The 12,224-nt window shown below is 60.5% G+C and carries 16 protein-coding genes; 4 read left to right on the plus strand and 12 right to left on the minus strand.

Annotated elements, in window-relative coordinates; translation table 11 throughout:
• Positions 1-19: 19 nt before the first annotated feature.
• The 5 genes from ACSQ3G_RS01440 to ACSQ3G_RS01460 all read right to left on the minus strand — a co-directional run bounded on the left by ACSQ3G_RS01440 (position 20) and on the right by ACSQ3G_RS01460 (position 2,980).
• A complete protein-coding gene (locus tag ACSQ3G_RS01440; RefSeq protein WP_037085395.1) occupies positions 20-229 on the minus strand; it encodes a cold-shock protein in 210 nt (69 codons plus the stop codon).
• A gap of 284 nt (positions 230-513) precedes the next feature.
• Positions 514-1,329 carry a transglutaminase-like domain-containing protein gene (locus tag ACSQ3G_RS01445; RefSeq protein ID WP_105402129.1) on the minus strand — a complete coding sequence of 272 codons (816 nt, stop codon included), beginning with the start codon at positions 1,327-1,329 and terminating at the stop codon, positions 514-516.
• Positions 1,330-1,404: 75 nt separating this feature from the next.
• Positions 1,405-2,301 carry a transglutaminase family protein gene (locus tag ACSQ3G_RS01450; protein WP_046630870.1) on the minus strand — a complete coding sequence of 299 codons (897 nt, stop codon included), beginning with the start codon at positions 2,299-2,301 and terminating at the stop codon, positions 1,405-1,407.
• 176 nt (positions 2,302-2,477) lie between these two features.
• Positions 2,478-2,723 (minus strand): hypothetical protein, encoded by a 246-nt coding sequence (locus ACSQ3G_RS01455; RefSeq protein WP_046603327.1) that lies wholly within the window; start codon positions 2,721-2,723, stop codon positions 2,478-2,480.
• A gap of 74 nt (positions 2,724-2,797) precedes the next feature.
• Positions 2,798-2,980 (minus strand): hypothetical protein, encoded by a 183-nt coding sequence (locus ACSQ3G_RS01460; RefSeq protein WP_105402128.1) that lies wholly within the window; start codon positions 2,978-2,980, stop codon positions 2,798-2,800.
• A 328-nt stretch (positions 2,981-3,308) separates the two neighbouring features.
• Between ACSQ3G_RS01460 and ACSQ3G_RS01465 the strand changes: the two genes are divergently transcribed.
• A complete protein-coding gene (locus ACSQ3G_RS01465; protein WP_436108780.1) occupies positions 3,309-3,530 on the plus strand; it encodes a hypothetical protein in 222 nt (73 codons plus the stop codon).
• A 132-nt stretch (positions 3,531-3,662) separates the two neighbouring features.
• On the opposite strand, the gene ACSQ3G_RS01470 is transcribed toward ACSQ3G_RS01465, so the two are convergent.
• Both ACSQ3G_RS01470 and ACSQ3G_RS01475 read right to left on the minus strand, forming a co-directional pair.
• Positions 3,663-3,803 carry a hypothetical protein gene (locus tag ACSQ3G_RS01470; RefSeq protein ID WP_172716950.1) on the minus strand — a complete coding sequence of 47 codons (141 nt, stop codon included), beginning with the start codon at positions 3,801-3,803 and terminating at the stop codon, positions 3,663-3,665.
• A 111-nt stretch (positions 3,804-3,914) separates the two neighbouring features.
• The gene (locus ACSQ3G_RS01475; RefSeq protein ID WP_436108781.1) at positions 3,915-4,169 is read right to left on the minus strand and encodes a hypothetical protein; all 255 of its coding nucleotides are present in this window, start codon (positions 4,167-4,169) and stop codon (positions 3,915-3,917) included.
• 294 nt (positions 4,170-4,463) lie between these two features.
• Between ACSQ3G_RS01475 and ACSQ3G_RS01480 the strand changes: the two genes are divergently transcribed.
• Entirely contained in the window at positions 4,464-4,673 is a 210-nt protein-coding gene (locus ACSQ3G_RS01480) for a cold-shock protein (RefSeq protein WP_038592822.1), read from the plus strand.
• A gap of 111 nt (positions 4,674-4,784) precedes the next feature.
• The gene (locus tag ACSQ3G_RS01485) at positions 4,785-4,955 is read left to right on the plus strand and encodes a hypothetical protein (RefSeq protein WP_436108782.1); all 171 of its coding nucleotides are present in this window, start codon (positions 4,785-4,787) and stop codon (positions 4,953-4,955) included.
• A gap of 128 nt (positions 4,956-5,083) precedes the next feature.
• Here the strand turns inward: ACSQ3G_RS01485 and ACSQ3G_RS01490 are convergent, their stop codons facing one another.
• Positions 5,084-5,257: a hypothetical protein gene (locus ACSQ3G_RS01490; RefSeq protein ID WP_172723971.1), complete on the minus strand. Its 174-nt coding sequence runs from the start codon at positions 5,255-5,257 to the stop codon at positions 5,084-5,086.
• A 274-nt stretch (positions 5,258-5,531) separates the two neighbouring features.
• Between ACSQ3G_RS01490 and ACSQ3G_RS01495 the strand changes: the two genes are divergently transcribed.
• A complete protein-coding gene (locus ACSQ3G_RS01495) occupies positions 5,532-6,362 on the plus strand; it encodes a universal stress protein (protein ID WP_436108783.1) in 831 nt (276 codons plus the stop codon).
• 168 nt (positions 6,363-6,530) lie between these two features.
• Here the strand turns inward: ACSQ3G_RS01495 and ACSQ3G_RS01500 are convergent, their stop codons facing one another.
• From ACSQ3G_RS01500 to ACSQ3G_RS01515, 4 genes are all read right to left on the minus strand, one after another.
• A complete protein-coding gene (locus tag ACSQ3G_RS01500; RefSeq protein ID WP_436108784.1) occupies positions 6,531-7,190 on the minus strand; it encodes a CBS domain-containing protein in 660 nt (219 codons plus the stop codon).
• 100 nt (positions 7,191-7,290) lie between these two features.
• Complete coding sequence (locus ACSQ3G_RS01505) at positions 7,291-9,966, minus strand: cation-translocating P-type ATPase (RefSeq protein WP_436108785.1); 2,676 nt, start codon at positions 9,964-9,966, stop codon at positions 7,291-7,293.
• A gap of 181 nt (positions 9,967-10,147) precedes the next feature.
• The gene (locus ACSQ3G_RS01510; RefSeq protein ID WP_436108786.1) at positions 10,148-10,897 is read right to left on the minus strand and encodes a GntR family transcriptional regulator; all 750 of its coding nucleotides are present in this window, start codon (positions 10,895-10,897) and stop codon (positions 10,148-10,150) included.
• Between the two features lie 146 nt (positions 10,898-11,043).
• Positions 11,044-12,174, minus strand: coding sequence for a sugar phosphate isomerase/epimerase family protein (locus tag ACSQ3G_RS01515; protein ID WP_436108787.1), 1,131 nt, complete (start codon positions 12,172-12,174; stop codon positions 11,044-11,046).
• Between the last annotated feature and the right edge of the window lie 50 nt (positions 12,175-12,224).

Genomic DNA, 12,224 nt, shown 5'->3' on the forward strand with positions numbered 1-12,224 from the left:
GTCATGGGAGGCTAAAGTTTTAGGCAGCCTGGAGCTGGCCTGCGGACATCTTGCCCGACTTGCGGTCACGCTCGAGTTCAAAGCCAAGCTTCTGGCCTTCAACGATCGAGCTCATGCCAGCGCGTTCGACGGCAGAGATGTGAACGAAGACGTCGGCGCTGCCGTCGTCAGGCTGAATGAAGCCGAAGCCCTTGGTGGCATTGAACCATTTAACTGTGCCAGTGGCCATAACGAACCCTTTCATAGCAACATTAATAAACCGCCGGGCGACGCACGGCGGGTGTTTCGACTTTTGAGAGGGAAAGTTCGTCAAGAAGCGCAAAGCGCAGCAAAAACAAAGATCGGCAAACAAAGTATCGATGTCCTCTATCTACCGTATCGGGATTGAAGTGTCAACTTTTTGTTTTGAAATTCGCGAAATACGCAACCATGAGTAGCTTTTCTGGCGGACGAACGAATATCAGCGGTACCCGCATCAAGGTCTCGCGGGCCGATGGGCCGACGGCTTGAGATCTAGGCGGAGGCCGGTATTTCTTCGGTCGTCACTTCGAACGAAGACAGGATTGCCGGGCCGAAGGCGGTTGAAAGCGCCACGTCCGTGGCATCCCGCCCCGTCGCCATCAGGATGCGCCCGATGCGCGGTTTGTTATGGCGGGCGTCGACCGTATTCCAGCGACCTCCGAGATAGACCTGGAACCAGGCGCTGAAATCCATCGGATTGACATCCACCGGGACGCCGATATCGCCGAGATAGCCGGTGCAGTAACGCGCCGGGATGTTCATGCAGCGACAAAGCGTGATGGCGAGATGCGCGAAATCGCGGCAGACGCCGGTGCGATCGGTAAATCCTCCGAAAGCTGTCCGAAGCGGATCGGCGTTCTGATAGTTGAAGGTGATGTGGTTGTGGGCAAAGTCGAGGATCGCCTGCACCCGCGGCCAGCCGAGGGGGGTCGAGGAGAATGTCTTCCAGGCGAAATCCGCCAGGCGGTCGGTGTCGCAGTAGCGGCTGCCGAGCAGGAAGACCAGCACGTCGTCCGGCAGGTCCTTGATCTCGTGCTGGAAGGCATTCTGCGGCACGGGATCGGGCATGCCGTCGTCGTAGATTTCGAATTCCGTCGAGATCGTCGTCAGCCCCGCCGGCGCGACGATCCTGCTGCAGGCGTTTCCGAAGCTGTCGAGATAGCTCCAGGCCTCGATCGGCCGGTCGAAACTCAGTACCTGATCGCTCAAAAGGTCCGCCCGACGCGAGGGATGGATATTGAGAACCAGCAGCATCGCGGTATCGTGCTGGCATTCATACCCTATGCGAAACCCTGCGCGTATCTTCATGGTCGTATCCCTATGGAAAAACTCTCGCCGGAATGGCAGTTCAGCGGCAACGCCCGAATAATCCGGGTGTTCCGGTCACCCATGCAGTTTCACGCTGTGGTCATCGGTCGTCACGTTAACCTGCACGGACATGCTGTCGAAATCGGTCTCGTCGCCATCGTAACTTCCCGATAGCGGGACAGCCTGCCGCGGATCGCGCGCGACACCGACGCGGATCAGGTCACGGTTGCCGACGATGCCATTGGTGGGATCGAATTCTACCCAGCCGGCGCCGGGAAGATAGACTTGGCACCAGGCGTGGGTCGATCCGCCGCCGAGCGTTATCGATCCGTCGCGGTCGGGCACGTAGATATAGCCGGTGACGAAACGTGCCGCCAATCCGAGCGATCGCGCCGCCTCCATCATCAGCAGTGCGAAATCACGGCACGTGCCGCGGCGCAGTTGCAGGGTTTCGAGCGGCGGTTGCGTCCCGTGTTCCGAGCGCCGGGCGTAAATGAAACCCTCGTGCAGCGCAAAACACATGGTCATCAGCAGGTGGCCGGTTTCGGTCGGGTGGCCGACCTTGATGAATTGCCGTGCCCATTTGCCGACCCGGTCCTCTGGATCGGGATAGTGGCGCTGGATCGTCCGCTCCAGATCAAAGACTTCTTCGGGATCGTATGCGAAAGGGTAGGTGAGGGCCTCTTCGTCGATCTGGAAGTCCATCGCCGCCTGAGGTGTGTGGTCGAGACGGATGATCGTTTCGAACCGCAGTTCGGATGAGGGTTTGGATATGCCGACGAGCGCGACGCAATTGCCGAAGACATCGTGGATCCAGCGGACATAATCCGGTTTTGGAAAAACGTTGAGATGGGAACTCAGCAAAGTCTGGTCAAAACTGTCCCGCGGCCTGAACATCAGCCTGTGTTCGCCGAACTCTACCGGCCTCGTATACCGGTAGGAGGTGACGTGCCGGACGGAAAATATCGTCATCCAATCACCGCAAAAGCATTGAGGGCGGGAGGCGCTGGCGCGGGGCGCGCCTTATCCAACCCTGCATGGATCACCGCTATAGCAGGCGCCATGCGACGGCGACAGGAAAAACCGGCCGCAGCCGGTAAAATACGACCACCCCGAACGCGGCATCGGAACGCCGGATCGGCGCTGTCTCACTGGTCCCGGCGCTGCAGCGGATAATCGCCGGCGTCGTAGAGCCTCTGTATCTGCGTGCTGTCGAAACGGGCTTCTTCGACCTCGAGAATGGACCCACGCAACAGGGATGCGGGCATCACCTCGATTGCGAAGCGCAGAGCCTCGGCCACGGTGTCGAACCTCTTGTAGCCAAGCCTGCTCGTTCTCTTCCAGTTTTTGCACGGGTAGAGCCCCGCGCCGGCGTTGTAGTTGAAGGCGGCCATGGTGGTGTCCTTGTGGTCGAGGATAGGTGCGAGGGGATGGCCCGAGCGAGCGGCCTCGTCGGAGCGGTCCCGTGTCAGGCCGGCTGCAATTGCGACGCGCGCCTCTGGAGGCGTTCCTGCTTCTGGGCGAGCTTGAGCTCGCGGCTTCTCAGGGCCTGCCTATGGCGGAATTCCTGGAGCTTGGCGGCATTGGAGCCTTCTTCTGCATCGGGTTTGCGAAACAGATTCTGGGCGGCATTGCGGACAGTATCGATCATTGATGTAACCTTAAAGGGTAGACTGCGGGACGTGACGACGGCCAACGCAAGAATTCTCCAGCCGACAGGGCGGAGTTCGACGTTCGCAAAATCAAGGGTGTCGCCAAGCAACCGGCAGGGCCGGAAGGATCAGGTAGCCGAAAAGGCTGAAAACGTGAATCATATATGGCGATATAATGCGACACTTTCAAGACTTGTCTCAAATACGGATAGGCGGCGCTTGCCATCGGCGGAAATGAGGCCCATCGTGGCTGGTCGGCTGCAACTGGCAAGGGCGCAGCCGCCTGAGGGACCCGAGCCCTAGCCCCGACGAAAAAGGAGGGGCGCGATGTCTTCACGATCCTCGCATCCGAATTTCCAGCTCTATTTTCAGAAGATGCTGACCGACAGCCAGGCAGAGCAAGCCGCGGAAGGCTGCCCGGATGCCCCGACCCTGCATGCGATCTTCCGGGATATGCTGATCCAGGGGCCACCACTGACCGGTTCGGAGATTTGGCTTGACGGCATCCGTGCCGCCCGAGTTTCGAAAAAGCGCCCCGGGTCCAACTAGATCGGTTTCGACCTTCTCGGAAAAGACAGTCCGGCATGCGTCGCCGGAAAATCCAGGCGATGCGACCTTTACACGATCAAGGATAAAGACTGCGCCAGAGGCGCCGTGGTGCGGCGCCTCCTGCTCGAAATATTATTTCGGCTTCTTGCCCAAGGTAAGGCCGCTACCGGCGAGCTTGACCTGTGCGCCTGCGGGCGCGGCGGTTGCTGCGGCGGCCTTGTCTTTTTTCGGTTTGCGAGTTTCGCGATTACTTCGTACCTGGCCTTTAGCCATTTTGTCCTCCTTGGGCGGCGATCGAATGTCGAGAGTGAAATCATGTTCGGCGACAGGCATGCTAGGCGTGAAATGACGGATTTGCAAAACCTGCCTTTGCCAGCCGAAGCATCAAAGCTGCGGTAGCGCGGTATCTCTGTGTTTGCTCAACGAAGCCGATATTGCGGCCCCAAAGCTCTTTTCGGGATGATCGCCAAAACGGGCAAGCATGAGGGCAGCCCCCGTTGCGCCGACCCGGCCGGCGACAAGCATGTCGCTTGGCTGCGTATGCTCACCGAATTGATGAAGTTCGATATTCTCCCGGTATCCGGGACCGCTGACGCGGACCAGATTGCGGGATGTGGACTGAGAGAATTCGGAAGACATGACGTCCTCCTTTCATTGGGGCCAGGGCGTGGGAATCCTGAAGCAGCAGTGCCCTTTATATCGCTGCTGAAGCTGCCATCATGCGCCGGACTTGCGCCAAACGCAATGTGCGGGTTGTGAGAAATGCCTTGCTCAAGACATAGTTGACCGGTAGTGGTAACCATCGAAATTGGTTGTCGAGCTTCGTTTTCACGCCTTTTGCGTTCGAGCTGATCTTTCCCTTCAAAATCGATCTCTTTTGTCGCCGGCATCTTGCCGGACGGCGACCTGTGTTCGATCGGAAGGATCATCTTCATGAGCAACGGAATCGTAAAATTTTTCAATACCTCCAAGGGTTTCGGCTTTATCCAGCCCGCCGACGGGTCGACGGACGTGTTCGTCCACATCTCGGCCGTCGAGCGCTCGGGAATGACCTACCTGGCTGAAGGCCAGAAGGTGAGTTTCGATGTCGTGCGGGACAACCGCACCGGCAAGAATGCAGCTGAAAATCTGCAGATCGCCTAAAGCCAAAACCAACTTCGGGCTCCGGCCACGGATATACTGGCGCGGGACCGTAGGCGGTCGCGAGGCACAGTTCCTCTCGGCCTTTTGTTATTGAATAATGAAAGAAGTTCCATGAAAAAGACAGATGCAGAACAGCAGGTAAAGCGTGCCCAGCGCCAGGTGATCAACACCAGCGGCGGCGGCCATCTCGGCGGCACCAACCACGGTCAGGGCTACGACGCCAAGACCTCTTCCGCCAAGGGCAAAGCCGACAAGGGCCGCAAGCCCGGCGGCAAGAACTAACTATTCCAGTGATGCGGGCCGAGGGGTACTTCGGCCCGTTCCCGCGGATCGGATCTGCCCGTTCCGAGTAGGCCCCGCGTTTTCCAACTCCATGCCGGCGATCGCGTCGTCGGCGCACGGAATTTGGATCACTTGCGCTTGGGAGCGACCGGCCCTTTCTCCGGTTTCTGCGGATGTCCCGGTGCGATGGGATCGCTTGCCGGAAAAGTCTCTTCGAGCGACTCTTCCAGGTAGTCGTCCTGCTCCTTGGCGATATCCTTGGCGGACGTTCCGGGCGAAGGCGCCTCTTTTCTCGTTCCCATTTTCGATCTCCCTGGTTGGTCGAACCGGATGATCCTACTCTCGTTTCTTCGAAGGCAGAAGGCACGATTGCGTTCTCATGGCTGCTGCGTTTCGGCTACACAAAAGCCTTTCCCCATCACGACGGAATCCATCTTCGATTCCAGCTGATCGGCGGGCGGCGCCAGCGGTTTCGAATTATCCGCTCCGATTGACGAAGATCATGGCTCGGGCCGGTGCCGATCCTAGACTTTCCTCCATAGGGCCGATCAAGGCCTCGTGCAGAGGAGACAGACAATGTCGTTCAAGACAGTGCTCGCAACGATCGGCAATAGTGAACCTGCCGCCGATCTCGCCCGTGCCATGGAGATCGCGACCGAACTTGAGGCACATCTTTCCGTGATGGTCATCGGCCTCGCGGTTCCGGCAACCATGGGAGATTTTCCGGCCGGCACCGTATGGCTCGACCAGCGGGACCAGGACCTGAGATTGCTCGACGGCATCCAGAAACAGACAGCCGGCGCCTGCGAGGCGAATGGCCTCTCGTTCGACGTCGATGTCGTCTATGCGGATGGCGGTTTCGTCAGTGAGGAAATTCATCGCCGCGCACTTTATGCCGATGTGCTGGTGATCGGAGACGGCGTGCGCGCCGACAGCATGCTCACAAGGCGGATCGTGGATGGTGGCGTGTTCGAAGCGCGGCGTCCCCTCCTGCTGGCTCCGAAGGGCCGCAGGACGACGCTGAAACCGCATCGAATCCTGCTCGCCTGGAATTCCCGCACCGAGGCCGCCCAGGCCGCGCGCGAGGCTCTTGATATGATGACCTGGGCGGAAGAAGTGCATGTGGTGCTCGTGGATCCGGACACCTCCTATTGGGTCAGCGGCGGCGAACCCGGCGCCGACGTCGCCGCCTATCTCGCCCGCCACGGGATCAACGTCGTCGTCGAACAGCTGCTGAGCGGCGCCCGGCTGGTGGAGGACGTACTCGAAAGACATGCGCTGGAAATCAACGCCGACCTCATCGTCATGGGCGCCTACGGACACTCGCGGGTGCGAGAGCGGATTTTTGGCGGGGTGACCGCTTCGATTCTGGAGGAAAGCAGGTTCCCGGTGCTGATCGCCCGGTAAAACCTGGAAGATCCGGCAAATCCTGACCTGCCTCCTGTCAGTCCGCGGGAGGCGGGTTTTTGTGTGCGTAAAGTGCAGCGACAGGGAGGGGACGTTATTTGATCCCGGACGCAAGACCCACCCCACGGACTGAACCAGAAAGGCGGGTCAGATCGCATTGCCTGCTGCCTATCGAGCGGATTGCATCGGCGGCGTTCGGATCACGACGCCGCCGACGTCGGCAATGCTTGCGGCCAGGATACGTACCGCTTCCTCCGCATCGGAGGCGATCTTGCCAATGATCTCCACGACCGAGTTGCGCACCCTGACTTCGACCTTGTCCTTGCCCAGCCCCAGTTCGGTCTGGAGCCGCGTCGCGACGGCCAGCTGCAGCGCATCGTCGCCACGTGCGATCACGTCAGGCATGCCGATGTCGAGCTTGAGGACATCGCGGCGGCTGACGATCCCGACGAGCATGCCGTTGTCGAGGACAGGGATTCGCTTGACGGAATGGAGGCGCATCAGTGTGACGATCTCGGCGACGCTGGCTTCCGGCGCCACGCTGACGATCTTGCGGCTCATGCAGTCCTCGACCTTCAACCCGTGCGTCTTGACGTAGTTTCTGAAGAATGCGGGATCGCCTGCGTCCGGAGCGGCCTTCGGCGCAAAGTTGAACTCATGCCGTTTCAGAATGTCTCCCTCGGTAAGCATTCCGCACAATGCTCCACCGTCGTCGATCACGGGCAGGCCGCTGATGTCGTTGTCGGTCATCATGCGGATCGCGTGTCTGAGGCTGGCTCCGGGGCTGATGTGAACCACCCTGGTCGTCATCAAATCTTTGGCAAGCATCCTGTGCTCCTGTGGTTGCGATCATCCGTCGCTTGCCCTGAGCTTCCCGCATCGTACCCGCGCCGACCTTGACCTAGCGCAATCCGAGCGCGGGCGGCCTTCAGGCCGGGTTCGTTCTACGGAGGCGCCATTTGTCCAGTTCGGTAACGACCAGGATCGAGGAGGCGGCAAGCATCATCAACGCCCACTCCGCAAACGAGATCGGCGCGACATCGAGGGTTTCGCGGAACCAGGGAATATACATTGCCGAAATATGGATGGCCTGGGCCGCGATGACAGTCAGGATCAGCAGCGGGTTGCCGAAAAAATTCAGTGAAAAGATCGACCGGCGCTCCGAGCGGCTGGTGAAGGTCTGGACGTTTTCGAACAGCACGAAAAGCAGCAGCAGCAGGTTGCGCGCCTGCGAAATCTCGTAGCCCTGATAGAGCAGATAGGAGAAGATCGCGAAACCGCCGCCGCCGATGACCAGCGTCGACTGGACGATCCGTCGGATCATCAACCGGTCGAAGATCGGTTCCTTCGGGCGGCGCGGCGGTCGTGCCAGTTCATCCCCTTCGGATTTCTCGCCGGCAAGCGCGACATCTTGGATGCCGTTGGTGACGAGGTTGAGCCAGAGCAGCTGCACCGGAAGCAGCGGCATGGGCAGCCCGAGCGGGATTGCCAGCAGGAAAAGCAGCATTTCGGCAGCACCCGTCGCGGTGAGCATCAGGATCACCTTGCGGATATTCGAATAGGCGGTGCGGCCTTCGCGGATGCCGCTGACGATTGACGCGAAATTGTCGTCGGTGACGACGATATCGGCGCTTTCCTTGGCGACTTCCGTTCCCTTGCGGCCCATCGCCACCCCCACATGGGCGTGTTTCAGGGCTGGGGCGTCGTTTATGCCGTCGCCGGTGACGGCCACGAAGTGGCCGTTGCGGGCGAGCGACAGCACGATCGCGAGCTTCTGCGCCGGTGCCACCCGGGCATAGATTCGCGCCCGCCCGGTCAGCTCGTCGAGCGCATCCGGACCGGCTTCCTCGGCCTTGCCGACATCGGCACCGCTGGTGATCTGGTCGGGCAGGAACCGCAACCCGGCCTCCGCGGCGATGGCGGCAGCGGTCTTCGGGTCGTCGCCGGTGACCATCACCACCGTCACGCCGGCCGAGTAACAGTCCCGGATCGCTTGCGGAACTTCCGGGCGGATCGGATCCTGCATGCCGGCAAGGCCGAGAAACACCAGGTCGACCAGGTGATGGTAACCGAAGGTCTCTTCCGAGCCGCTGCGGATTTCCCCTTCCGCGAACGCGAGCACTCTGAGGCCGCGCTCTGCCATCTCCTCCTTCTGTCGGAGAAGTATCTCGCGATCGATCGGCATGACGCCGTTGCCGCCGTCCATCCGGTCCGCCATGTCGATCAGGGTTTCAGCCGCCCCCTTGACGAAGATGCGTACCCGCCCGCCCCGGCGGTGGAAGGAGGCGGCATATTTGAGGTCCGGCTCATAGGGAATGCGCGCGATCAGCGGGTAATCGTCCTTCATCGCCTCCTGCTCGAGCCCGGCCTTGCGGGCTGCAGCCAGGAGAGCGATATCGACCGTATCGCCGACACCTTTCCAGCCGTCCGCCTGGCGGGTGAGGCCACCCTCATTGGGCAGAACGGCCGCCTTCAGCAGTCTCCCGGCACGATCGCGCGCCTCCGCCGCGCTGAGGTTCGACCCGCGAATCTCGCAGGTATCGAGATCCATGCCGGCATCGAGCATGAGTTCGCTGCCGTCGGGAAGGCGGATATCGGTGACGGTCAGTTCGTTGAGGGTCAGCGTTCCGGTCTTGTCGGTGGCGATCATCGTGCAGGAACCGAGCGACTCGACCGCCGGCATGCGGCGGACGATGACGTTACGCTTGGCCATGCGGCGCATGCTGATCGCCAGCGCGATCGAGATGGCGATCGGCAGGCCCTCCGGGATGGCGCTGACCGCAAGCCCGACCGACATCATGAACAGGTCGTCCCAGGCAAGCCCGCGTAACAGGCCAACGGCGACGAGGACGGCGGAGGCGAGCCCGACGCTCCAGGCGATCATGTTCGAGAAATGCTTGAGCCGGATCAGCAGCGGCGGCTGGGTGGCAGACGCCTTGCCGATCTCGGCGGCGATCCTGCCGATTTCGGTCGAAAGACCGGTCGCAACCACCAGGCCGGCACCGCGCCCGCGCGTGACGAGGCTGCCCGCAAACGCAAGGCCGGATTTTTTGTTTTCGGGCGGTGCGCCGATGATGGTCACGGTCTTGCGCGCTGGCGCGGATTCGCCAGTCAGAAGCGACTCGTCGCAGAGCAGGTCGTTGGCCTCGAAAAGTTCGATATCGGCCGGGATGCGACCGCCCGCCTCGATCCGCACGAGATCGCCCGGAACCAGCAGGCGCGCCTCGATCTCCTGCGCCATCCCGTCGCGGACGACCGTCGCAAACGGTTGTTCGAGATTGCGCAAAGCTGCCGCAGCACGGCCGGCGGAATATTCCTGGATGCCGCCGATCACGCCGTTCAACACCAGCACGATGCCGATGAAAACGGCATCTTCCGCCTCGCTGACCAGAAGCGAAACTGCTGCCGCGATCAGCAGAATATAGATCAGCGGGCTGCGGAATTGCGCAAGGAAGATCAGGAACAGGGACGAGGCCCGGGGTTCGGGAAGGCGGTTCAGGCCGAACCGCGCCAGACGCTCCGCCGTTTCGGCGCTGCTCAGCCCTTCGGAAGCCGCATCGTTCTCTTCGCGCTCGGACTGGACGAGGACTGAATTTGCAGGCATCGGCGCTCCAGATCAAACCGCGCCCTTGTCGGCAAACGAGAGGCGCTCGATCGAGGAGGATAACCGGTAAAGTCTGCCGGCAATTGATATCTGTCAACGTGGGAGTGTGGGGTGGTTGCTGCAGCGGTCGACCCGAGCGGCAATAATTTCCGCTCGGACGGACGCTGGGCGTCGATCCAGCTTACGAAAAGTTCTCCAGCACAGCCATGAACGTATGCCGGTCGCCCTGGCCCTCAGTGAGCCGCACGCGGCCTTCGATGTCAGCGAGATGATGGTCCATCAACTGCTGCGCCTTCACCAGGTCCTTGGCTTTCAGCGCGGCCACGATCAGGCGATGGTGATCGGCGCCGCAGTCGTCCTGCTTCTCTTCCTCGTAGAGGGCCATCACGAGCGAGAGGCGGGCAACGATCTTCGACAGCATTTCAGTCATGACCGCATTGCCGCCGAGTTGGGCGAGCACGATGTGAAACTTGCCGGAAAGGACCGTTTTCGATTTCTCGTCGCCGTGATGATGGATATGTTCTTCCTCGTCGGTCAGCTTTTCGAGAGCGTCCAGTTGCTCCGCTTCGGCGCGGTTCATGACGAGTTCGAGGATGACGTGCTCCAGTTTCCGGCGTGATTCGAAAAGCGCCCTGGCTTCTTCGATGCCGGGTTCTGCGACGAAAGTGCCGCGATTTTTCTTTCGCTCCAGAAGGTGGTCGCTTTCCAGAACGCCGAGGGCTCCTCGGACAACCGTTCTGCTGACGCCGAAATGTTCGGCTATCGCATCCTCGAGAATCTTGGTGCCCGGCGTCAGCGCACCTTCGCCAATGGCCGCGGCGAGCGTGGTCCGGATACGCTCCGAAACATCGTCATTGTTGGTTTCGGCCGTATCCGCTGTATTACTCGCGTTCGGCGCGGCCTTGGCGCTTTGACGGCGCGTCCTTTTCATTTCCTGCTCCAAATGCCCTTACGGCAGCATTATTTTTTCCATGAGAATATTCCTGCGTATATGCCGATCTCGACAAAAATCCAGACTTTCCCATGATTTTAAAGGGCATCGGCAGCTCATGCCGCCGATGCTGATGGACTGGTCGTTCAGGCTGCCTGCCGCTTTGTCGCCGGCGAAGAAAGGGGGATGCCGTTTTCGGCGCAAATGCTTTCGACATAGCGCGCCGAGTCCTTGATGAAGATCACAGCTTCCTTGTAGCCGTAGGACTGTTTCTCATAGGTGGGGTAGCCGTATTGGCTTGCTTCGTACGCTTCCCAATCCGGAATTTCACCAGATGTGACGCGCTTTTCGTATGCGTCCACCATGGCGAGATAAGCGTCCAGCTCTTCGGCGTTGAGATCTGGGTGGCCGGCGCGCCAGATCGGATCGTCGATCTGGATGCACTGGCGTGGATTGGCTTTTCGGGGCTTGTCTTCGACGGAGGCGGCAACTTCGAGCGAAAAATTCAGTTCTGGGTTCGCTCTTGCGAGGATGGGAAGGATTGAGCCGAAATCGACGATGCCGCCGCCGACCGGGCGGGTCTGGAAATCGAAGCCACCGGGTGCCCGCCCGACATAGGCATCCTTGATGTGGGTCTGGCGGACATAGGGCGCGACGCGTTTTGCGGCAAAGACCGGATGTTCTGCGCGCTGCAGACCGTTGGCCGTGTCGAAGACCACGCCCATGCAATCCTCGCCGATCTTTTCGATCAGCCGAAGAATTTCGAAGGAGGTGATCTCGTCATGGGTCTCCATGTTGAGGTGAACGCCGTTGGCGCGGGCGACAGGTGCCAGCTTCAGCAGAACCTTTTCGATGGCGAGCAACTGCTCGTCCCAGGTGACGTCGGTCCGGAACCGGTCATTCGCCAACCTGCCGCGATACTCCGATTTGAAATTGCCGGGCGATACCCAGAGTTCACGGCAGCCGATGGCAGCGCCTGCCTCGATCATCCGGGTGAAGCCGAGAATGATGTCGCCGTCGCCGATTGCCCTGAACTCCGGCGCCTCGGCGCTGCAATAGGGATTGATCTTGCCGACGCCGCTTTCGAGATAAAGGCCGAGCTCGTCGGCCTTCGCGCTGATGTCGCGCAGTCCAACCTTGTCCAGCGTCGGGCTCATATCGAGAACCGTGGGGAAGAAAAGGCCGCCGAGACCGAGGTCCTTGACATGGTCTAGGCTTGCAAGCGGCCCACGCTTTATGGCCTCGGGTAGTTTCTGTGCATCAATGCCCAGTCTCATGGTCTGCTCCTTGGAGTTTCCTGATCGGATGCGCTGCGCTGGCGATCCTT

Source organism: Neorhizobium tomejilense (assembly GCF_964254135.1).
Taxonomy (GTDB): Bacteria; Pseudomonadota; Alphaproteobacteria; order Rhizobiales; family Rhizobiaceae; genus Neorhizobium; species Neorhizobium tomejilense.